The organism is Paraburkholderia sp. (genome assembly GCF_035948235.1).
Taxonomy (GTDB): domain Bacteria; phylum Pseudomonadota; class Gammaproteobacteria; order Burkholderiales; family Burkholderiaceae; genus Paraburkholderia.
In genome coordinates this window covers 29,701-51,158 of record NZ_DASZJJ010000204.1, presented here as the reverse complement: position 1 = coordinate 51,158, position 21,458 = coordinate 29,701, and the positions used below count along the sequence as shown (strand labels likewise).

General features: G+C 63.9%; 21 protein-coding genes. 8 read left to right on the top strand and 13 right to left on the bottom strand.

The features are described from left to right. Positions 1-96: 96 nt before the first annotated feature. From VG320_RS17575 to VG320_RS17565, 3 genes are all read left to right on the top strand, one after another. Positions 97-1,542 carry a hypothetical protein gene (locus VG320_RS17575; RefSeq protein ID WP_327201361.1) on the top strand — a complete coding sequence of 482 codons (1,446 nt, stop codon included), beginning with the start codon at positions 97-99 and terminating at the stop codon, positions 1,540-1,542. A gap of 657 nt (positions 1,543-2,199) precedes the next feature. Then, the gene (locus VG320_RS17570) at positions 2,200-3,453 is read left to right on the top strand and encodes a transglycosylase SLT domain-containing protein (RefSeq protein ID WP_327201360.1); all 1,254 of its coding nucleotides are present in this window, start codon (positions 2,200-2,202) and stop codon (positions 3,451-3,453) included. 18 nt (positions 3,454-3,471) lie between these two features. Continuing rightward, positions 3,472-3,900: a hypothetical protein gene (locus tag VG320_RS17565; RefSeq protein ID WP_327201359.1), complete on the top strand. Its 429-nt coding sequence runs from the start codon at positions 3,472-3,474 to the stop codon at positions 3,898-3,900. Here VG320_RS17565 and VG320_RS17560 read toward each other — a convergent pair. Continuing rightward, entirely contained in the window at positions 3,897-4,295 is a 399-nt protein-coding gene (locus tag VG320_RS17560; RefSeq protein ID WP_327201358.1) for a VOC family protein, read from the bottom strand. The genes VG320_RS17565 and VG320_RS17560 overlap by 4 nt on opposite strands. A 181-nt stretch (positions 4,296-4,476) precedes the next feature. On the opposite strand from VG320_RS17560, the gene VG320_RS17555 reads away from it, so the two are divergent. The 3 genes from VG320_RS17555 (at position 4,477) to VG320_RS17545 (ending at position 8,730) form a co-directional block, all read left to right on the top strand. Further along, on the top strand, positions 4,477-6,879 hold the full coding sequence (locus VG320_RS17555; protein ID WP_327201357.1) for a bifunctional diguanylate cyclase/phosphodiesterase: 2,403 nt from the start codon (positions 4,477-4,479) through the stop codon (positions 6,877-6,879). Between the two features lie 187 nt (positions 6,880-7,066). Beyond that, positions 7,067-7,831: a helix-turn-helix domain-containing protein gene (locus VG320_RS17550; protein ID WP_414696065.1), complete on the top strand. Its 765-nt coding sequence runs from the start codon at positions 7,067-7,069 to the stop codon at positions 7,829-7,831. 83 nt (positions 7,832-7,914) lie between these two features. Then, positions 7,915-8,730, top strand: a complete 816-nt coding sequence (locus VG320_RS17545; protein WP_327201356.1) for an alpha/beta hydrolase — start codon at positions 7,915-7,917, stop codon at positions 8,728-8,730. Positions 8,731-8,748: 18 nt separating this feature from the next. Here VG320_RS17545 and VG320_RS17540 read toward each other — a convergent pair whose 3' ends face one another. Next, positions 8,749-9,297, bottom strand: a complete 549-nt coding sequence (locus VG320_RS17540; protein ID WP_327201355.1) for a YbaK/EbsC family protein — start codon at positions 9,295-9,297, stop codon at positions 8,749-8,751. Between the two features lie 156 nt (positions 9,298-9,453). Here VG320_RS17540 and VG320_RS17535 point away from each other — a divergent pair, with 156 nt between their 5' ends. Further along, entirely contained in the window at positions 9,454-9,825 is a 372-nt protein-coding gene (locus VG320_RS17535) for a gamma-glutamylcyclotransferase family protein (RefSeq protein ID WP_327201354.1), read from the top strand. Here the strand turns inward: VG320_RS17535 and VG320_RS17530 are convergent. From VG320_RS17530 to VG320_RS17480, 11 genes are all read right to left on the bottom strand, one after another. Continuing rightward, positions 9,808-10,314, bottom strand: a complete 507-nt coding sequence (locus tag VG320_RS17530) for a hypothetical protein (protein ID WP_327201353.1) — start codon at positions 10,312-10,314, stop codon at positions 9,808-9,810. The two genes, VG320_RS17535 and VG320_RS17530, sit on opposite strands and share 18 nt — an antisense overlap. Positions 10,315-10,699: 385 nt before the next feature. Next, on the bottom strand, positions 10,700-11,101 hold the full coding sequence (locus tag VG320_RS17525; protein WP_327201352.1) for a DUF3597 domain-containing protein: 402 nt from the start codon (positions 11,099-11,101) through the stop codon (positions 10,700-10,702). A gap of 190 nt (positions 11,102-11,291) precedes the next feature. After that, positions 11,292-11,981 (bottom strand): hypothetical protein, encoded by a 690-nt coding sequence (locus tag VG320_RS17520; protein WP_327201351.1) that lies wholly within the window; start codon positions 11,979-11,981, stop codon positions 11,292-11,294. Then, positions 11,978-12,394: a DUF333 domain-containing protein gene (locus tag VG320_RS17515; RefSeq protein ID WP_327201350.1), complete on the bottom strand. Its 417-nt coding sequence runs from the start codon at positions 12,392-12,394 to the stop codon at positions 11,978-11,980. The genes VG320_RS17520 and VG320_RS17515 overlap by 4 nt, the downstream gene beginning before the upstream one ends. A gap of 106 nt (positions 12,395-12,500) precedes the next feature. Beyond that, complete coding sequence (locus VG320_RS17510) at positions 12,501-12,677, bottom strand: hypothetical protein (RefSeq protein ID WP_327201349.1); 177 nt, start codon at positions 12,675-12,677, stop codon at positions 12,501-12,503. A gap of 284 nt (positions 12,678-12,961) precedes the next feature. Beyond that, the gene (locus VG320_RS17505; RefSeq protein WP_327201348.1) at positions 12,962-14,410 is read right to left on the bottom strand and encodes an APC family permease; all 1,449 of its coding nucleotides are present in this window, start codon (positions 14,408-14,410) and stop codon (positions 12,962-12,964) included. A 227-nt stretch (positions 14,411-14,637) separates the two neighbouring features. Then, complete coding sequence (locus VG320_RS17500; RefSeq protein WP_327201347.1) at positions 14,638-15,585, bottom strand: helix-turn-helix domain-containing protein; 948 nt, start codon at positions 15,583-15,585, stop codon at positions 14,638-14,640. Positions 15,586-15,690: 105 nt separating this feature from the next. Next, positions 15,691-17,022 (bottom strand): aspartate aminotransferase family protein, encoded by a 1,332-nt coding sequence (locus VG320_RS17495; protein WP_327201346.1) that lies wholly within the window; start codon positions 17,020-17,022, stop codon positions 15,691-15,693. Between the two features lie 23 nt (positions 17,023-17,045). Next, positions 17,046-18,545 carry an aldehyde dehydrogenase family protein gene (locus tag VG320_RS17490; RefSeq protein WP_327201345.1) on the bottom strand — a complete coding sequence of 500 codons (1,500 nt, stop codon included), beginning with the start codon at positions 18,543-18,545 and terminating at the stop codon, positions 17,046-17,048. Positions 18,546-18,720: 175 nt separating this feature from the next. Continuing rightward, positions 18,721-19,173: a hypothetical protein gene (locus VG320_RS17485; protein ID WP_327201344.1), complete on the bottom strand. Its 453-nt coding sequence runs from the start codon at positions 19,171-19,173 to the stop codon at positions 18,721-18,723. A 25-nt stretch (positions 19,174-19,198) separates the two neighbouring features. Then, positions 19,199-19,894 (bottom strand): helix-turn-helix transcriptional regulator, encoded by a 696-nt coding sequence (locus tag VG320_RS17480; protein WP_327201343.1) that lies wholly within the window; start codon positions 19,892-19,894, stop codon positions 19,199-19,201. A 198-nt stretch (positions 19,895-20,092) separates the two neighbouring features. Between VG320_RS17480 and VG320_RS17475 the strand changes: the two genes are divergently transcribed. After that, positions 20,093-20,899 (top strand): SDR family oxidoreductase, encoded by an 807-nt coding sequence (locus VG320_RS17475; RefSeq protein ID WP_327201342.1) that lies wholly within the window; start codon positions 20,093-20,095, stop codon positions 20,897-20,899. The last annotated feature ends 559 nt before the right edge of the window (positions 20,900-21,458 follow it).

Sequence of the window (21,458 nt, the reverse complement as noted above, 5' to 3'; positions counted from 1 at the left end):
AAACCGGCGGCGCCCCTATGCCAGCCTGCCAGCCGGCCGCCAGGCAGCGCGAGCGCCCTGCGTTCATCGCACATGTGACGCGCCGGTGCGAATCCCTTGCGTGAGACCACGACGGCGATCGATCGAAAGACATCGGCACATCGCCTCATTTCATTCATAAGGATGACAAACCAAATGTCCGTCTTTCCCCTGCTTAGCGAGCCAGCGCCTGGTCCCATCCGCACCGTTGCCAGGCCCGCCAGCTCACAACCGCCTTCACACCGCCATGCGGCGGCCGAAGAATCCAGATCCCCAGCGCACCACCCCCGCCGCCGCGACGGCCGGGGGCGCCCGCCGCGCTACCAGTGGCCGCCCGAAATCGTCGCGCTATTCGGCACCATGCCGGACGCGCGCGTCGCGCTGATCACCGGCGCTTCGCTGCCCACGGTCAGCGCCAAACGGCGCGAACTCGGCATCAAGTCCGCACGCGATCGCGGTATCGTCGGCCATCACTGGACGCCCGAGAAAATCGCGCTGCTCGGCAAGATTCCCGATACGAAAGCGGCGCGGCGCTTCGGCGTGGTGGCGCAAACGGTCGGCGCCATGCGGCACAAGCTCGGGATCGCGCCCATGGCGCGCGCCATCGTCCTGAGCGAAGAAGCGCTCGCGCTGCTCGGCAGGCAAAGCGACGCTTCGCTGGCGAAGCAGATTGGCGTGAGCACGGGCGTAGTCCAGCGTGCGCGAATCGCAAGTGGCATTGCCGCCTGCAAGACCATGCACTGCTGGACCGACGAGCAGATCGCGCTGCTCGGCACGATGTCGGATGCCAAGGTTGCACGGCGTCTCGATCTGTCCGAGACAATCGTGAACAAGAAGCGCCGGCGGCTGGGAATCAGTCGTGCGCGGCATCACTGGAGCGATGAGGAACTCCAGCTGCTCGGCACGCTGCCCGATGCGAAGGTCGCCCGCCGCATCGGCCTGTCTACCGTGACGGTGCGTCTGCAGCGCCGCAAGCTCGGTCTGCCGGCGGTCGCCGATCGCGACAGCAGGCGCCACGCCAACTGGAACTGCTTGAACATCCAGACGGCCGCGCAGACGCCGTTGCGGCGCAGCGGCGAAGAGGCCGGTAACTGGCCGGGTAACTGGCAAGAAGAAGGACTCGCGCTGCTCGGCAGTGTGCCCGATCTTGAACTGGCCTGGCGCTTCGGCAAGCACTACAACACCGTGCGCTACGAACGCGTGAAACGCGGCCTTCCGGCCGTGCGCGCGCGACGCCAGTGGACCGATGAGCAAATTGCGATGCTTGGCACGGTGAGCGATTCGGTCGTTGCCGATCGGCTCGGTTGCAGCAACACCACCGTGTATAAAAAACGCACCGAACTCGGTATTGCGCCGGTGAGGCACCGATGGACCGAGGAGGAGATCGGGCTGCTTGGCAGGATTTCGGATTTCGAACTGGCTAAACGCGTTGGTTTATCGGCAAAGACGGTTAATCTGAAGCGGCGTTCGCTGGGAATTGCGCCGCTGCGAGTCCCCACGCGCAAGCGCAGCGATGCGGCGTGAGGTGATGGCTGCACAAAGCACCTCAATGCTGGAATAATCGAAAGGACCGCGTCAACGTCCTGAATATACGCCGCCCGGCCAGTCAGACTGCAAACGAATGCCGCCTCTCGCATTTGCATCGACTGGCCAATCCACTGTCGCCCACGAAAAACAAAAAAATGGATGAGTTGCGGCTTTTTCGTGCAGGCCGATTAATTACAGATCGCCGATAAATCGCGCGCGAAAAAATTGCCGCAAGACAATGCGCACGGCATACAAAGGGACTTTTTACCGGCAACTACGTCTGGCAGACTCTCAGCGTGCCGGTTCGTACCAGTTCGTGTCATTAAAGACGGCGACCAGCCAAAAACGTCTACTAAAAAATGCACGACATATTCTTCGCTCCACCATCTATCATCATCCTGCGAATTCAAATTAAAATATCGCACCGCGCGCAATAACACCGCGCGAGAAGAACAACATCAGCACAAAATACCTGCCGATGGCAAACCGGCAAAAATGACGAAAGCGAAGTTTGCAATGAGTTTGCAATTGAATGCCCAGCGTGAATTAAAAATCACCATGACCGGGGAATGTCACTGACAAGAAAAAGTGACGAAATAAGCGGCGAATTATCGCGCATAGACCAGACCAATCATGCAGTGCCCGACCAAGCCCTTGCTACGCCCTCGCCCTGTTCCATCCCAGTTCGTCGCGCTCGCAGCGTTGCTGGGCGCCACGCCCGGCCTCGCCTTCGCCGATTGCATCGACGACGCGGCCGCGTTTCAGCACGTCAACGTGAGCCTCATGCGCGCCATCGCACAGGTGGAATCCGGCACCCAGACCAATGTCGTCAACCGCAACAGCAACGGCACGGTCGATATCGGCCTCATGCAGATCAACAGTTCGTGGCTGCCGCGCCTCGCGCAGGTGGGCATCACCGAACAAAGCCTCTACGATCCCTGCACCAATGCTTACGTCGCGGCCTGGATCCTCGCGGAAAACATCCGCCAGTTCGGCCCGACATGGAATGCGATCGGAGCGTATAACGCCGCGTCGCCCGACAAGCGGCTCGCCTACGCGCAGAAGGTCTACGCCACCGCGCAATCCATCACCCGTTCGCCGGACTCGCCCATGCCCATCCTCCCGCCCTCCTATACGCCGCCAGCGGGCGGCTACAACCCGTTTTCGAATCTCGAGGTCACCCAGGTCCGCATGAACGCGCCGCGCACCGCGCAATCGGCGCCGGCCGCGCTGCCCGCTTCGCAGGCCATTGCGCAGGGCGCGGCGCCCGGCGCGTACAGCTTCGGCTGGACCGTGAGCGGCTCGGACGATGTGAAGCCCGTGCAGGTGTTCGACGACGGCGCGAAGGTCTATGTGCAGTTCAGCGACATGAAGCGCCCGCCCGCGATTTTCGCGGACACACCGCGCGGCCGCGTGCTGTTGCGCTGGGAAGCGCAACCGCCTTATGCCGTGATTGCCTCGCTTGAGCGCACCCTGATCTTCCAGATTGGCACGAACGAGGCGCGCGCGCAAAAGAGCGGCAATGGCGACACAGGACGTCCCGTGCCGGCCGGCGTGCAGAACGCGGCGATGCCCAATAACCCCGCGTCAAGCGCAACGGAAAAGGCCGCCAGCGCGCGCGCTGCATCGACACCATCGACGCCATCGACCGACGCGCTCTGGTATCTCTCAACGCCGCGCCAGGGTGTACAGGTGCAGGCTCAAGTCCAGACGCAGGCGCAGACCCAGCCGCCCGCGCTCGCCGCCGATAAAGCCGCGCAAGCCCCTACGCAATCGAGCACGCAAGCCGCGGCACAGCCCGCCACCTGGCCGGTTGCGCAAACGCCCACCGCGAAGCCACCCGCCACAGCCAAACCTGCGGCGACGGGCAATACGGGGACCGGCGCCCTGTGGTACGTCACGAAGTGACATCGACCGAACGGCACCATGTACGGCAAGAAACCCCTCAGTAAGTCGATGTTGTTGCCCGGGTCGCCCGCATCGGTCCAGGATCGTGTGCTGCGCATTCACCTCGCGCTCGCGGCGCTGCTGGCCGGCAAGGGCAACGGTCACCAGATGGCCGTGCTGATCGAAACCGCCTGGCTCGCCTGGTTCCTGTGCGACGCGGGCGTCTGTCACGCGGAGCACAGCGATTTTAAGGACATCGAACGAATGATCGGCAGCGCAACGCACGATACCGACCTCGATCTGTACGCACTGCGCGAAGAGGACAAGGCGCTCGCAGCGTGGCTGCTCGATCTGCACGAACAGCAATTGCGGCGCGCACCGCTTTTCACGGTGCTCAAGGCGCAGCAGCGTCTTGCCCATTTCGCGCGCAGCGGGCGTGATGCGCCGTGGCAGCGCCAGGCCGGCTAGCGCTCTACGGCGTGGCAGACGGCCTCGACGCGATTGCCCGCCGGGTCCACCAGAAAAGCCGCGTAATAGTCGCGGTGATAATGCTCGCGCAAGCCCGGCTCGCCATCGCTACGGCCACCCGCCGCGAGTCCCGCGACGAATAACGCATCGACACGGGCGCGTGTCGCTGCCTTGAAGCACCAGTGGCGTTTGTTTTCCGTAATTGCGCTGGCGTCCAGATACACGGCCAGACACGTCGATAGCAGGTCGTTCGCATTGCAGCGTTCGCCATAACCGAGCGCCGTGGCACGGTCATAGACCTTGCACGCACCCAGCGCTGTCATGATCGCGTCATAAAACGGCCGCGCCGCGTCGAGATCGGGCACGCCGATCGATACATGGTCGAGTAATTGCATCGCAGGGCTCTGGTTGAGTTCGCATCCATTTTATACGGACGTCATGCCGGTTTCGGCCCGCACGCACTGCATGCGCCGCCGCGTTCGCCCTTGTGTGTTTTGGCGTGCATATCCGCAAAGTACCCCCGACGGCTATACTGGGCGCCTCCTTTTCGTCCGACAAATCGCCGGAGTGCGAGTCATGCGGTCATCCGTCTTTCCTTTCCCGGCCAACGCGGCCGAACGAAATCGATTTCACGCGCGCTCGCTTGCGCATCAGCGCCCGCTTTCGTTCGTCACCATGGCGCTGTCAATCGGCGCGTATGCGTTGTTCGTGGCTGCGCGGGCGCTGCTGGTCGCGGCGCCGTTTCCGCTATGGATTGCCGCGCTTGCGGGCGTGGGTCTCCTGCTGCTGGTGCTGGCCATTCCACGCACGCGCTCGACGGCGGAGTTCGGCCTGATCGGCGTGGCCTACGTGGTCATCATGCAGCTCGCCGCCAACGCCCTCGCGCGCGGCACCGACGATCCGCTCGTGTGGATGACGCCCGCGGTCGTGGCGATCACGCTCTGCGCCGCGCCGCTATGGCTCACGCCGCGTCACTTTGCGCTGGGCAGCGTGTTTTATTACGCATCGACGCTACCGTTCGTGTTGAGCCTGCCTCACGACGTCGCGCGGCTGGCGATTTTTAGCGTGTGGGTCGTTATCGCGTTCATGACGGCCATTGTGTTTCACTTTGGCTTCTATCACTTTCGCTACCGCCATTTCCGGCTTGAAGAGACGCTCACGGCGCGCGCCGCCACCGATGCGCTGACCGGCGTGATGAACCGCCGCGCCTTTCTCGATGAAGCCGCGCGCTATATCTCTGCGCGTCGCAAGGCGGGCCGGGCCATCGCCCTGCTGTTCGTCGATATCGATCAGTTCAAGTCGATCAACGAGCAGTTCGGCCACGGCGCGGGCGACAAGGCGCTGCAGAACGTCGCCGATGCAATCGTGCAGCACGCGCCCGAGGGCGCGCTGATTGCCCGCATGGGCGGCGAGGAATTCGTCGTGCTGGTCGAGGAGCAGCCGCCCGCGCCCGTTGCGGGCCTGGCCCAGTCGCTGCGCCACGCGATCTCGCAGATCGCGCGCCCCGATGGCCTGTTGACCGTGAGCATCGGCGTGGCCCGCCTGCAGGGCGAGGACAGCGAGGACGATCTGGAGGCGTTGCTCGAACGTGCGGACGAGGCGCTGTTTCGCGCCAAGCAGGCCGGGCGTAACCAGGTGGCTTTCGAGCGCGGCACGGCGCTGGTAGCCGTGCGCAATACCGCCGCAAGCACGGCTGCAAGCACAACCGCAAACATGGCCACAACCAGCGCCGCCCATGACGCCGCCCGACAAGCCGGCGCGCCTGTCCAGACGCCGCGCTTGCGCTGGCGCGACGTCTCGCTGGTATCGCATTTCCAGCCGCTGTGGAGCCTGCCGCGCGAAAAGCTCATCGGCATCGAAGCGCTGCTGCGCGGCGAGGACGATCAGGGCGGGCTGGTGCCGCCGGTCGTGCTGTTCGGCGGGCTGTCGGCCGACGAGTTGCGCGAACTGGACGTGCTCGCGCATCGTTGCCATCTGCAAAGCGCCGCCGGGCGCATGCCCGAAGGCGCGCGCCTGTTCCTCAACATCCTGCCGTCCACCTTTATCCGCCCGGGCTACGAGGCGGAACTCGCCGGCATGGTCGACGCAGCGGGCCTCGCGCCCGGCGACATCGTGCTCGAGCTGCTGGAATCCGACGACGCGGGCCCGGATGCGCTGTCGCTGGCCGCCAACCGCTATCGCGACTGCGGCTTCCTGATCGCCGTGGACGACTTCGGCGCGCGCTATTCGAATCTCGATCGCCTGCTGCGCATTCAGCCCGATCTCGTGAAACTGGACGGCGAGCTGATCCGCGCGCGCAATCGCCGCTCGGGGCGCCCTTTGCTGCGCGACCTGGTCACGCTGCTGCATCAGTCGGATATCGTCGTCGTGGTCGAGGGCGTCGAAACGACCGAGGAACTGGTGCTGGCCGTCGACGCCAAGGTCGATATCGCTCAGGGCTTCCTGCTTGGCCGCCCCAACGCGTCGCTGGCGCCCGCCAGCACGACGCCTACGCGCATCGATCACGCTTTCGACCTCGCCGCCGAAGCCCGCGCGGTGCGCATGGGCCGTTTCGATTGCGCGATCCGTCCGTGGCTTGCCGATCTGGCCGAGGCCAGCCGCCAGGTGCAAGCGGGCGTACCGTACGCCGAATCGCTCGCGCGGCTGCTGGCCGGCCCGCAGTGCGTGCGCGCCTTCGCGCTTGGCCCCACCGGGAGGCCGACGCTGTTCGAGGCGCGCGGCGCGGCGCGCACCGAACCGCCGCTGAGCCTGCACAACGGCAGCGATGCAGCCGGGGGCCGCTGGGATCATCGCGCGTTCTTCTGGAAGGCCGCGCGTAACAACGGTCAGCCGGTCTACTCCGGCCCGATGCTCTCGCCGTTGACGAGTTGCCTGTGTGTGATCGCCTCGATTGCAATCGAGGTAGACACACAGCAAGTGCTGTTGGCCGTTGAGCTGGACTGGGCCTCGCCCGATCTGCCGTGGCCCGAAGCAGCGTGACGCGGGTTCGTTTTATCGATGCGCAATGGAGCTTGTTTCCGATACACTGCGGGCATTAGCACGTTCACGCAAAGCGCCGCCTGACAAGGCTCGAACAACCCTGTCGCCAAGACGCGTCATTTTGTCGCCTATATAACCCTTCTCGGTAAGGGGACAATATTCCGGAACCGATCAGAGGAGTATTTCGATGCTGTCCCCTACCGCGGTATCCCCAGTCGTCGTGCGCCACGTCAATCCGGCCAGCCTCGCGAGCGCGCCGGTCCGGCAAACGGCGGCACGCTGCTCCGTCTGCGCCATGCGCCATCTGTGTATGCCGCAAGGACTTGCCTCCGACGAAGTGCCCAAGCTCGAAGCCCTGATCTGCAGCGTGCGCAAGGTGCGCCGCGGCGAAGCGCTTTACCGCGCGGGCGACCGTTTCGACAACCTCTACGCCGTGCGTTCCGGTTCGCTCAAGACACTGATCGTGCATCGCGACGGCCGTGAGCAGATCACCGGGCTGCAACTGGCTGGCGAGGCGCTCGGCCTCGACGGCATCGCCACCGACACCCATGCGTTCAGCGCCGTCGCGCTGGAAGACAGCTCGATCTGCACGCTACCCTACGCCGCGCTCAAGAGCCTGTGCCGCGAAACCGTGACGATGCAGGACCGCCTGCACCGCCTGATGGGCGACCAGTTCAACCGCGAAGCCGCGCAGATGATGGTGCTGGGTTCGCTCTCGGCCGAGGAACGCGTGGCCAACTTCCTGCTCGATGTGTCGGATCGCAACTGGCAGCGCGGCTACTCGCACGCCGAATTCCATCTGCGCATGTCGCGCGAGGACATGGGCAGCTATCTGGGCATCACGCTCGAAACCGTGAGCCGCATTCTGTCGCGCTTCCAGAAGCGCAATCTGATCGACGCCCAGGGCAAGCTGATCCGCCTCGTCGATATTGAAGGGCTGCGCGCGCTGTAAATCCGGCGCGCGGCGAGCGCGGGGCCGACGGGGTTTAACGCGGTTATAGTGGCCCTGTCGCTTCCGCTTTGGGCCCGCGCGCCATGTCCGCTCAAACCTCCCCGCCCGTTCCTCCACCGGATTTCGCCAATATCGATGGCAGGCGCCTGGCCTGCTGGTCGTCGGGTAGCGGCTCGCCGACCGTCGTGCTGGAAACCGGGCTGGGTGCCGAAAGCGCCGAATGGCAGCCGGTTCAAGCGGCCCTTGATCACCGCTTTCGCGTGTTTCGCTACGACCGCGCCGGACGCGGCGCAAGCGAAGCCGCCAGCGGACCGCGCGACGCCGTCGCAATCATCGACGATCTCGCAAAGCTGCTCAACGCTGCAAGGATGCCCGCGCCATGGCTGCTGGTCGGCCATTCATATGGCGGCCTGCTGATGCGCCTGTTCGCCCAGCGCTTTCGGGCGCAGACCTGCGGCCTAGTACTCGTCGAGGCCATGCACGAAGCTCAGTTCGATGCGTTCGGCCCGGCGTTTGTCGAGCCCACCGCCGACGATTCCCCTGCACTGACGTCGATGCGAGCGCTCTGGCGCGGCGGCTGGCGCGATGCGCGCACCACGCCCGAAGGCATCGACTTTCCCGCGAGTTTTCGCGCGGCGCGCGCCGTTGATACGCCCGGCGCGCTCGGCGATTTGCCCGTGGCGGTGCTCGTGGCGACTTCGTTCGAGCACTCGCCTTTCTTTGCAGCGCAGAGGCGCGCCGACTTGCAGCGTCAATGGGAAACCATGCAGGCGAGCTTCTGCGCCTTGTCGTCACGTGCCGAACTCATTCGCGTACCGCAGAGCGAACACTTCGTGCAGCGCGACGCGCCGCAGGCCATCGTCGATGCGATCGAAGGCGTGGCGCGGCGCGCTGTTTAGCTTCAGCGGTATTTTTATTCAGGATACCTTGTCAATCGAGTCGTCGTCGAAAACGAGCGGCGCGATATCGACATTGGGCAACTGCTCCAGTATTGCGGGCGCAAGCAGCAGTTTTGTGGCGCGCACGCCCGCGCCCATCACGATGCGTTCGCGCATCATCACCGCGGCATCGACCAGCACGATCCAGTCGTCGGGCACGCCAAAAGCCGTGATGCCGCCGAACTCCATGCCCGTCAGCTCGACCGCCTGCTCGCGCTTTGCGAACGACAGACGCTGCGCGCCCAGCCGCGCCTTGACCGCACCGTTCACATCGAGCCGGCGCGAGCCGAGCGTCACCACGGCGGCATGATGCTCCGCGCCGTTGCGTTTGTAGCGCAGCACCAGCGTGTTCGCGCAATCCTCCAGACCGAAGCCATAGCGCTCGCTGAACTGCGCGGTATCGGATGCGTCGTCGTCCACCGTGAAAACCGCCACGCCTTGCGAGGGCAAGCGGGCCATGACGTTGCGCGGAACATGATGTTCGCGTTGCGCCTCGGGGACGATGTCGAGATGATGCGGGGCTTCCATAAGCGTGACGTCTCCATTGATTGACCGTTCTCACGGCGTATTTTATCGGTTGCGGTCCAGGCGGCGCTCGCACGCAACGATCCCTATAATGAAGGGCGATTCCGCGCTGCACAGCTGCGCACATCACTCACGCCACTACTCGCACCCTCGCGCACCATGACTATCGACCCCAGATTCTCCGAGCGTCTCTTCTCCTACGGCACCTTGCAGCTCGAACAGGTGCAGATCGCCACCTTCGGCCGCAAGCTCGACGCTCAGAGCGACGACATGCCCGGCTTCTCGCTGACCATGCTGAAAATCGAGGACCCGCAAGTGGTCGCGACGAGCGGCAAGACCCATCACCCTGTCGTTGCGTGGACCGGCAATCCCGCCGATCGCGTCAGCGGCGCGGTGTTTGCGATCACGCCGGAAGAACTCGCGCAGGCCGACGAGTATGAAGTCGCGGCCTACCGGCGCGATCTGGTCACGCTCGCGTCGGGTATGAAGGCGTGGGCGTACGTGGACGCCAGTTCACCGCGTCCTGACTGAGGTTTCGGTCGAAGCGCGCAGCAGCGTGCTTCGACCCGCCAGGCCGCTGGCCGCGCCGATCACGACCAGTTCGATAACGGTCTCAAGCGATGCATGAGAGATGGCCGTCCACGGGGTCGACGAACACGTCACTCCCCAGCAGCGATAGACAGCCACCGCGAACCAGCCCACGGTAGAAAAGACGGTGCCGATCGCCACGAAAGCCACCCGGCTCCGTATTGCCCATTTGCGGATGGCCATGACGCAAAGCACATAGGACGGCACCAGTACCGGCGCGAGCGCCACAAGCGCGACGGTAACAGCAAACAGAAATGACAACAGGAACAGGCCAGCGAAGAGATGCTGATCGCGTGCGGGCTCGTAACCGTTATCACGTAGCCAGTTCACCAGCGTGATTGCCGCACAGGCAAGACCGCCCGCGACGATTGCGGCTATATACGCCGCGATCGCGCGCCAGATCGTAATTGGAGGCTGCAGTTCCTGCGTCATGACGGTGCCCGTTCCTCTCGAACCCACCCGCTCGAATTGTCATAACCCAAACTCAACGCCTTGAATATCTCTCGCTTGCCCGAGCGTTTTTGGCCCTGAACATTTGGGTCACGGCGCTAACACAAGCCTGATGAAAGTCAGTGCGCCCCTGCCGCCTAGGCTCCCCGCTCCGGGAAGCCGACACGCCACGCACACGAGAGAAAACGGCGATGAGCGAAATCCGTCCTAGCCTGCTTGACGATCAGGCAGCATTTTCCGGCGATCACATCGAAGGATATTGCACACCATAAAAAACGAGCTGCGGGAATCGCTCCCGCAGCTCGTTTTTTACTGCATTCACATGCCTGCGGCGCCCCTTCGAACGCCAACCGGCATGTCAGCCGGATCAGCCCGCCAGATCGGCCGGCAGCTTGCCGCCGTTCGCAGCCAGCGCCGCCATCACCTGCTTGTGCAGCCAGATGTTCATGCTTGCGGAGTCGTTCATGTCGCCCGAATACTTGAGTTCCTGCGCGAGCTGCTTGCGGTGATCGAGGCTGCTGTCCACCCCGAGCGCCTTCATCGTGTCGACAATCGACACGCGCCAGTTCAGCGTCTGGCCGCTTTCGGACACGAGCTGGTCCATCACGGCGGCGACATCGACATCGGTCAGCGGCGCGGGAGCCGGCGCAGCTTCGGGGGCAGCGGCCTGGGCGGCTGCGGGGTCCGGCGTCGGCTCGACGGCCGGCGGCGTCTGGTCAGGCTTGGCCTTGTGAAACAGCTTGTTGACGATATCGCCGAAGATACTCATTTGCTTGACTCCTTTGGGGTTGCTGGTTGCCGAGGCGGCGCCGCGGCGCCGTCTTTGCCTCGTCAGGCGAAGTATGCCCGAGCATGAAAAAACACCATCCTGAAATGCCCTGAAATATGCCTGTCACATTAAGAACAGGCCAATGTTTGCGATCGATTCAGCCCAGAAAACGCAGCGCTCTCGACCGCATTCATCGCATATCGCAGATCAACTGCAGCACGGCCTGCGCGCGCTCGAACGGCAGTTCCCTGATCGACAGATTCACAGTGCCAGCCTGCTCGCTGTCGAGCTTCACTTCGATCTGCGGACCACCCGTCACGAGGCGCGGCAGCACCACCCAGCGATGCCCCCTCCACTCCGGGTTATGCAGCCCGATGCTCGCGAGCAGCGTGGGCATGGTGAAACTGTGCGCGGGCTGGGCGATGTCGTAAGCGGTTATGCTGCTCTGCGCATACGCCCCTTGCGACCGATAAGCCGTGCGATCCTGTCCACACTGGGCACGGATGCGTTCGAGCACGTCGATATAGCCCGGTATCAGACGCCCCTTGATTTCCTCGGCCAGACGACTCGCTTTCTTCGAGAGCGCCAGCGAAATCGTGCTCCGGTAACGGCACGCACGCAGGATTTCGAGGCTGAGGTAATCGGAAGCCCGCACCGGTGTGCCATCGAGCGCCAGCACGCCCTCTACCACGATACGCCCCGCCGCCTCCGGCGGAGAAAAGCGCAGGCGCAGCGTTGCGTCCCGATCGATATTGGGCAGGTGTACGACCCAGGCACGCGATTGCGGCATGGAAGCCGCATGATCGATTTGCGCGCACAGTGCATACGCAAGCACCTGGGCGTCGCTACTGTAGTCGCGCGCGGCGGCGGGCGTATTCATTGCCCAGCCGCCTGGCATTCGCCGCGCAGCAAGGCCCACTCCTCGCATTGCCGGCCATTGGGCAGTTTGCAGAGGCCCGTCTGGCCTTCCGCCGTCTGGACAATCTGCAGGGTGCCGCCGTTGTGAATGCAGTTGACCGATGCGGGATTGGCCAGCGCGGCCTGCTGCTGCGCGGGGCTTTGCGCGCTGGTCGGCAACGGTTGCGCGCACGCGGCGCTGACGTAGCAGGCGGCGATGAGCGCGGGGAGGAAGTGGATTTTTTTCATATTGGCCACCGTGTTGGCGAGCGTTTCGATCCGCCGCCGGGGAAAGCGCGTTGGCGAACCCCGGCAGCGAGCACGACGGGCTATTTGCAGAAACGCCGGATCAAAAAGCCGACGATCCAGGCCCGTGCATCCCTGACGGTACAGCATGCCTCGCGCGCCTGCGCGGCGGGCGTCTCGAATTCGGAATTTACTGACCCGCCGCGGTGCGGTTTATAGAAGCGCGATCAAACCCGGCGCTGAGGTGAAGCCGCGACTACTTTCTGATTGCCGCCGTCACCACGATGTATTCGCCGGGATGGCGCTGCTTGAGAAGGACCCAGGCCTGATCGATGGCGGCGTCGCCCGAAACAGCGTCGACGCGGATCGCGGAGCCGATGTCCGTCGCGGTGTTCACATGACGATGAGTGTATTTAACGATGAAAGCCGGCATATCTTCCTCGAATGGCTGTTGCGCTATACGCGAGCTGGACCTGACATCAGGTTTTGGGCGAGTGTAGCGCTGAGACCCTCATTTCGATACAGCGGCCCACACTCTTTGACACCTGCCACCATGCCAGCCCACCTCCCTGCGCCACCGCCACCCGTGCGACAGGTTGTAAAAATGTTGCCGATCGTTGAAGCACAAAGCGTCAGCCATGCAATTGCCGTGCCGTAAACGCCGCGCGGCCCGTCATCGACGAGCCGCGCATCACAGCACCTAGCCAGAAGAACGCTCTACAGCCTCGAATTGCCGAGTCGGCCATAAGCCGCGGGGTCGCGCTGTTTGAGGCGACGCGCCAGATAGACGCCGAACACGGCGAACACCGGCAGCAGCGCCGTCAACGCATAGGAGAGCGTTGCGCCCGCCCCCGTGAGCAGCGGGAAGTTGGCGACCGCCAGCATCAACACGACGGCCAGTGCGATACCCGAAATTACCGGGAACCACACCACGCGCAGCGCGCTTTCCTCACGTATGCGCTGACGCCGGAAGAACACGAACACCGCCGCCGACGCCAGCGTCATCAGGGCGATGATGCACAGCGTCGCGACATTGGTGAGCCACGAGAACAGCGTCAGCACCGGATCGGCATGCGCGACGATGAACACCAGCACCACGACAGCGGCGATCGCCGACTGCCACAACGATCCGCGATGCGGGCTGCAATGCACCGCATGCGTGTGGCCGAGCGACTTTGGCAGCAGTCCTTCGCGACCGCTAGCGAAGAAATAACGCGCCGCCGAATTGTGAAACGCGAGCAGGCCCGCATAGACGCTCGTGATGAAGAGCACGCTCATTGCCGCCGTGAGCGTGCTGTTCGCGTAGTGGTCGGAGAGCGTGTAGAGGAAGGTGGTCGGATCCTGCAACGCGTTCAGCGTCTTGACGATATCGTCCGCGCCCGCACCAATCACCATGCACCAGACCGAGAACGCATAGAAACCACCGATCAGCAGTACTGAGATATACGTCGCGAGCGGCACCGTGCGCTGCGGGTCCTTGGCTTCCTCGCTGTAGATCGTGGTCGCCTCGAAGCCGATAAAGCTTGCGAAGCAGAACAGGAAACCGAGTGCGGGCGTGCCGCCCAGAAACACCCGTGGCGTGAACGACACCGCATTCACACCATGCGCGCCGCCGCTTTTGAGAATCGCCAGATCGAGGATCAGCACCACCACGTATTCGCCCAGCACGAGCAGCGAAAGCACCTTGGCCGACAGGTCGATCTGCCGGTAGCCGAGCACGGCGATGCTCGCCATCGCCACGAGCGAGCACGCCCACCACGGCGCGTTCAGGCCGAAGTGCGTTTGCAGAAAGCCCGAGGAGACCGCGCCGAACATGCCATACAGGCCGATCTGCATGGTGTTGTAGCCCAGCAGTGCGAGCAACGCGGCAGCGCCCCCCGCCGTGCCGCCCAGCCCGCGCGCCGTGAACGCGTAGAAGCCGCCCGCGTTGGTGACGTGGCGCGACATCGCCGTATAGCCTGCCGCGAACAACAGCAGGATCGCTACGGTAGCGATGAGCAGCGCCGGCGTGCCCGCGCCGTTGCCGAGCATGATGCCGATGGGAAAGCCCCCCGCGATGGCCACGAGCGGCCCGGCGGCGGAAATGACGAAAAAGACGATGAAGCCCAAACCGAGGGCGCCTTTGCGTAGTTCGGTCGAGGGCGTGGGTTCTGCCGCGACGTTCATGTATCTCGCTCCGATGAGTGGTAATCGTGCCGCGGCTCGTACGATGGGCCGCGTGTCTGCAGCCACTGTAGGGAGCCAAAATTGCCGACCGGCAGCACAAATCGGCAAGCCGCGCTGAGCGGGGCCGGAACCAGGGTTAGTCGGGAGGAGAATCAGGCGCGAATCGGGTGCGAATCGGGAGAAAAGCAGACGCCAATGTAAGGGGAACGAAAACGGCGTGGAAAAGCTCAGCCCTTGCGCACCGTCTGCGATGGCAGTTCGCCGAACAGATCGCGATACTCGCGCGCGAAGTAACTCAGGTGCGTGAAGCCCCAGCGCGCGGCGGCGTCGCCGATCAGCAATTCGTCCGCGCTGGTCGAGCGCAGCAGGCGATGCACGGCGTTCAGCCGAATCGAGCGCAGATATTCTACCGGCGTGACGTTCGCCACGCGCTGGAAGCTCGTCTGCAGCGTGCGGCGGCTGCAGCGCAGCATGCGGCACAGATCCAGCACGGTGAGCGATTCCTGGGTGTTGTCTTCGGTGATGCGCTCGCAGCGCTTGACGATGTCGCTATAAGTGGCGTGCGTGACGTCGCGCGAGGGCAGACCCGTCGCGCTTTCGAGCAGGCCGAGCAGCACGCTCAACATTTCGTCCTGGAAGCGCTTGACCGAGACCGCATTCGAGGCCGAATCCGCTAACGCCGCGCGCTCGCTCGCATCGAGAAAAGGCGCCAGGCGCTGACGCAGAACCTGCGCGGCTTCGGCGGGAAACGGCACCACGTTACGGCGCAACTGGCGCGCGGCCTCTTCGCCGATGGTCACGGCGACGAGTTCGAACATCGTCTCGGCGGGCAGGCTCACGCCCACGTAGTGCATGGCCTCGGGCGTGTAGAAGCGGAATTCCTCGCCGGGGCCGAGTTGCATGAGCGCGTAGCCATCGACCTTCTGGCCCTGGAAGGTGCCCACCACGGGCGCGTAGAGCGGCACGGCGAGCGAGGCAAAGCCCGCGGGCGAGACGCCGGCCTGCACGACACGGCGGTTGGTCTCTTCGCGGAAGAAATGAAAGTCGCTCGACGTGGCCTGGACGACGCGGCTCGCAAAGCGGCCCGGCGTCATCTGACGATAGACCTGCTCCCAGCCGCTCACGGCGAGCGAATGATCATGCACGTCGGCAAGCGCGCTGACCCTGAAATCCATCTGCTGTCTCCTGCATGAATCAACAGCATCTTAATCGATGAATTTTAATTGGCGAACTAAATTAATGCACCCGGGAGCGGTCCTGCCTGAAAAAATCCCTGAAATTCAGGCCTGCTCGAAGCCTGCGGCGAGCGCCTGAACAATGGCGTCGATCTGCGCGGTTTCGATCACCAGCGGCGGCGAGAGGATGATCTTGGTGCCCACCGGGCGCACCAGCACGCCGTGCTCGCGCGCGATTTCCGCCACGCGGTTGGCGTAACCGCTGGTGGGGTCGATCGGCTCGCGCGTCGCCTTGTCCTGCACCAGATCGAGCGCGACCATCAGGCCCTTCCCGCGCACATCCCCCACCGCGGCGTAACGCTTCGCGAACGGCTGCAGCGCTTCGAGCAGATGCTTGCCCTGGGCCGCTGCGTTGGCCGGCAGGTTTTCATCGACGACGATCTTGAGGTTCGCCAGCGCCGCCGCGCACGCCACAGGATGGCCCGCGTAGGTATAGCCGTGCATCAGCGCGCCGGTGAAGTCGGCGTTCTTCATGAATGCCTGTTCGATGCGCGCGTTAAAGGCCGTCGCGCCCAGCGGAATATAGCCCGACGAAATGCCCTTCGCAAAGCACATGATGTCCGGCTTCACACCCCAGCCGCGGCTGCCGAACAGACTGCCCGTGCGCCCGAAGCCGGTGACGATCTCGTCGGCAATCAACAGGACTCCGTATTTATCGCAAACCTCGCGAATCAGCGGCCAATAGTTCTCCGGCGGCACGATCACGCCGCCCGCGCCCTGCACCGGCTCGGCGATGAAAGCGGCCACAGTGTCGGGGCTCTGGAACAGGATCTCGCGTTCGAGCATTTCGGCGCAGATACGGCCCAGTTCCTGCGGGTCCTGCGTGAACGGATTGCGATAGAGCCACGGCGTTTCCACATGAAAGCAGCCGGGCAGATTCGGCTCGTAGTTGCGGCGGAACACGGTGTTGCCGTTGACCGACGCGCCGCCGAAATGCGTGCCGTGATAGCCCTGCTTGAGCGAGATGAACTTGGTGCGATCGGCCTGACCTTCGACCTTCCAGTACTGGCGCGCAAGCTTGAGCGCCGACTCCACCGCGTCCGAGCCGCCCGAGCTGTACATCACGCGCGTCATGCCTTCGGGTTCGAGCATATCGATCAACAGACGCGACAGCTCTTCGGCGCGCGGATGCGAAATGCCGTCGAACAACTGGAAGTATTCAAGCTCGTCGAGTTGCGCTGTGATCGCCTCTTTGACCTCGCGGCGGTTGTGGCCAATGTTGACGTTCCACAGGCCCGCCACGCCATCGACAAGCTGCTTGCCATGCTCGTCGAACACGAAACAGCCGTCGCCGCGCACGATGCGGATCGGGGTGCGCTGCTGCATTTCGGCGGGGTGAATCATCGGATGCCAGAAAGCGGAATTTTCCTTGCTCATGGTGTCTCCCACAATGTGCGTGTTCAATGCGCGATGCAGATGGATTTGGTTTCGGTAAAGCCTTCGACCGCGTACTTGCCGAATTCGCGGCCGATGCCCGATTGCTTGTAGCCGCCGAACGGCATCGACGGATCGAGCGGCACGTGGCAATTGACCCAGACCGTGCCCGCCTCGATGCGCGGCACGAGATTCATCACCGCGCGCAGGTCGTTGCTCCAGAGGCTTGCGGCAAGACCATAGGGCGAGTCGTTGGCCTGACGCAGCGCCTCGGCGGCATCGTCGAAGGGAATCAGCGCCAGCACCGGGCCGAACACCTCGTCGCGCACGAGCGCCGCGTCGTGCGGCACATCGTCGATCACGGCGGGATTGACGTAGTAACCCGGCTGATCGACACGCGTGCCGCCGGCGAGAAAACGCAGGCCGTCGGCATGAGCGCGCGCGATGTGCTGCTCCACGCGGTCGCGATGCTGCGCGGACACCAGCGGATTGATCTGCGCGTTGGGGTCGAGGCCCGCGCCAAGCGTCATCGAACGCGCGACATCGGCGAGACCATCGGCAATCTGCCGATACTTGCTGCGATGGATATAGATGCGCGACGCCGCCGCGCACACCTGCCCCTGGTTCAGAAAACCTCCTGCAAGCGCGCCCTGCACGGCCTGATCGACATCGACATCGGCCAGCATCACGGCCGGATTCTTGCCGCCCAGTTCGAGCGAAAAGCGCGTCATGTTCTGCACCGCCGCCGTGCCGATCAGTTTGCCCGTGGGCGTCGATCCCGTGAACGAAATCTTCGCGATACGCGGATGCGCGGCCAGCGCCGCGCCGCATTCGCGCCCGCCTGTGACGACGTTGAAGACGCCCGGCGGAATGCCCGCCTCCACCGCGATCTCCGCGAGGCGCAGCGCCGTGAGCGGCGTTTCGGGCGATGGCTTGATGACGATCGTGCAGCCCGCCGCGAGCGCGGGAATCAGCTTCCACACCGCGATCATCAGCGGGAAATTCCACGGCACGATGCCCGCGACCACGCCGACCGGCTCCTTGCGCGTGTACGCCGTATAGCGCGCGCCAGGCGGAAACGGGATCGACACATCGAGCGTTTCGCCTGTGATCTTGGTGGCCCAGCCCGCCATATAGCGCACGTATTCGACCGTCGCGCCCACTTCGATCGCGCGCGAAATGTTGATCGACTTGCCCTGCTCCAGGGTTTCCAGTTGCGCGAGATCTTCAGCGTTGGCTTCGATCAGGTCAGCCAGATGCAGCAGGATGCGCTCGCGGTCGGCGGGACGCAGACCGCTCCAGACACGCGCCTCGAACGCCTCGCGCGCGTTGCTGACGGCGCGATCGACATCGGCGGCGTTGGCGTCGGGGACGGTGGCGATCACCTCGCCGGTGGACGGATCGAACACATCGACACGCTTTGCGCCCTGCGCAGGCTGCGGGCCGCCGTTGATGAAGAGGCCGTGTTCGCGCGCGATGAATGCACGCACGCTGTCGTTGACTCTGACCTTCGCGTCGCTACTCATATCTTCAATCTCTCGGGCAAAAAACAGGCAAAGTAAATGGGCAATCAGCCCGCGCGAACACGGGTAAGTGATGCCGACTTTAGGGGCGCAAGCGCACGGGCGTTAGCGCAAATTGGCAGATCGCCATGCGGTGCGGGTAAACGTTCATCGCGTTCGTCGCGTTCATCGGCTGTCGTCACGTTGGCCAGACGCAGCATTCGAAGCCTTCGCGCTCGCGAAACGGCCGTTCGGGCATCAGCACGGCTTCGGCGGCGTTGACCTGCATGAGCAGGACGTGGCGCCGGCCGTCGTCGTGCGCGACGATGGCGAAAGCCGTGTCGTCGATGCCGTGCCGGAAACGCGGATCGACAGCGACGATGTCCGGATCGTCGTGCAGGCCGCGGCAGCGTGCGGCATCGGCGATATTCCAGCAGTCGGGCAGGCGCAGGAGCACGTCTGGCACGTCCTCCTCGCGCGAAATCACCACCGCGCCCGCGTGCGCGCAGCGACGGAACCAGCCCTGCTCGTTATCGCGCTCGACTGCTACTGCCGCTACTGCGTAGAGCAGCAGGCCGCTTTCTTCATACGTAGCTGGGGCAGGCGTGTCGTTGTTGAGTTCTTCGTTGAGTAAGGGCGCGCGGGCGTTCATCGTCCAGTCCTCGTTCGATGGCAGGTCAAAGAAACAGCGCGCCGACCAGTTCCGTGCGGCTCGACACGCCCAGCTTGCGGAACATGCGCAGCAGATGCGTCTTGACGGTGGGCTGCGAAACTTCGAGATCGCGCGCAATGGCCTTGTTCGAGAGCCCGTCGCGCACGAGACGCGCGATCTGCTCCTCGCGGTGCGTGAGGCGCGGCGCTTCGGTGTCATCGCTCATCGCGGCAACATGCAGGGCGCTCTCACTGCGCAACACGGGCGCAAGCGCGAGTTCGAGCAAGGGCTGCAACGCGCCGGCGTGGTCGATCTCGTGCTGCGCGAACGGCACATCGGGCGCGAAGCGCAACAGCGAGAACGCGGCTACGGCGCGGCCCTCGTCGCGCAGCAGCACCTCCATGACATCCACCACGCGATGCGGCTGCAGGAAGCGCCGCCAGTACACCGACTCGCCGCGCAGCGCCTCGGGCAACTCGCCCGCGAGCGTGAGGACATTGCGGTGCTGGCGCAGATAGCGCGACGGATGCATGGGGTCCAGCACGAGATAGCGCTGCAGCCACGTACGATGCATGGTCTGCGCAAGGCCAAACAGATCGAAACTCGAAGGCTGCTGATCGGCGCCGATCCGATAGAACACGGTCGCGCCGGGGCGCACCAGCGCTGCGAGCGTGGCGACAGCCGTTTCCAGCGCGGCGGCGCGGCAGTGATCCCTGGGCATGAGTGGACTCCGTGATCTTGCGGAAGGTGGATATCGACGATGCTAGGCAGGCGGCGCGGCGGGGCGTGAGCGCTAATTGGCAAATGTGCAGCGCGCGCGCCTTTGCCTTGTCATCCTTTTGCCCGATAGGCCCATCGCCAGGCGCGTCCTAGACTGCCCGCACACCTACGCAGTGCAACCCTTTCAGGAGCCATCGAAATGACATCCCCCTTCTCCCCGTTTCCGCCCGCTCAGGGCTGCGTGGTTATCACCGGGGCGGGCACCGGCATCGGCGAGGCCTGCGCGAAACTGTTCGCGGCGCAAGGCGCGCGGGTCGCGCTGATTGGACGCCGCCGGGCGCCGCTCGAACGCGTCGCGGCGCAAATGGGGGGCCTGGTGCTGGAAGGCGATGCCGCCAGCGCGGCCGACTGGGAACGGTTTAACGCTGTGCTGGAGGGCGAAGGTGGTGTCGCCAGTCTGATCGCCTGCGCGGGTGGACTGGGCGCGGGCATCGCGCTGCAAACCAGCGACGATGGCTGGGCCACTGCGATGCGTGCGAATCTGGATACGGCTTTTGTGAGCGCGCGGGCTTGTTTGCCGCAGTTGATCGAGCGGCGCGGATCGATTGTGATGGTGGCGTCGATTGCGTCGCTTGCCGCTGGGCCTGAGGTTTGTGGCTATACCACGGCCAAGCATGCGCTGATCGGGCTGATGCGTTCGCTTGCGCGTGATTATGGGCCGCAGGGTGTGAGGGTGAATGCGGTGTGTCCTGGTTGGGTTCGCACGCCGATGGCCGATGAGGAAATGTTGCCGTTGGTTCAGCGCTATGGGGATACGGTGGATGAGGCGTATGCGCGGGTGTGTGCCGATGTGCCTTTGAGGCGGCCTGCAAGCGCTGATGAGATCGCTCAGGTTTGTGGGTTTCTTGCTTCGCCTGCTGCGAGTATCGTGACCGGGGCGGCGGTTGTTGCCGATGGTGGATCTTCTGTTGTGGATGTGCCTACTTTGGTTTTTGGGCGGGGATAGAGTTGTGGGTTTTTTGTGATTTATTGCGGGGTTGGCGTTTTCTTGTGATCTTGTCGGTCTATTAGCGTTGCCCCTGTGCGGGGCGGCAGTTACTTTTCTTTGCCGCGGCAAAGAAAAGTAACCAAAAGAAAGCCGCTCACACCGCTAGTGTGACGCCGTCCACCACTTGCCCATTAACGGAGTGGTGACTGGGCATTGTTCGCACCACTCGCCGTAAAACGAAGTGACAAAGGACTCATTCATCCCGCTGCTCGCTTCGCGCCCAGCGGTTGGGTCTGCAAGGGAAACCAACAGTGCTGCGACGGTTTTCCGGTTGTGCCCAACGGGGCGCGTAGCGGCCCCGGATGTGCGGGCGTCACCACTTTGTTATACGGCGCGTGATGCGAGCAAGACCAGTCACCACTCCGATATTCGGCAAGTGGTGGACGGCGTAACACTGGCGGTTTGAGCGGCTTTCTTTTGCCTACCTTTCTTTGCCGCTGCAAAGAAAAGTAGGTGCCGCCCCGCACAGGGGCAACGCTAATAGACCGACACGCTCACAAGGAAACGCGAACCCGCC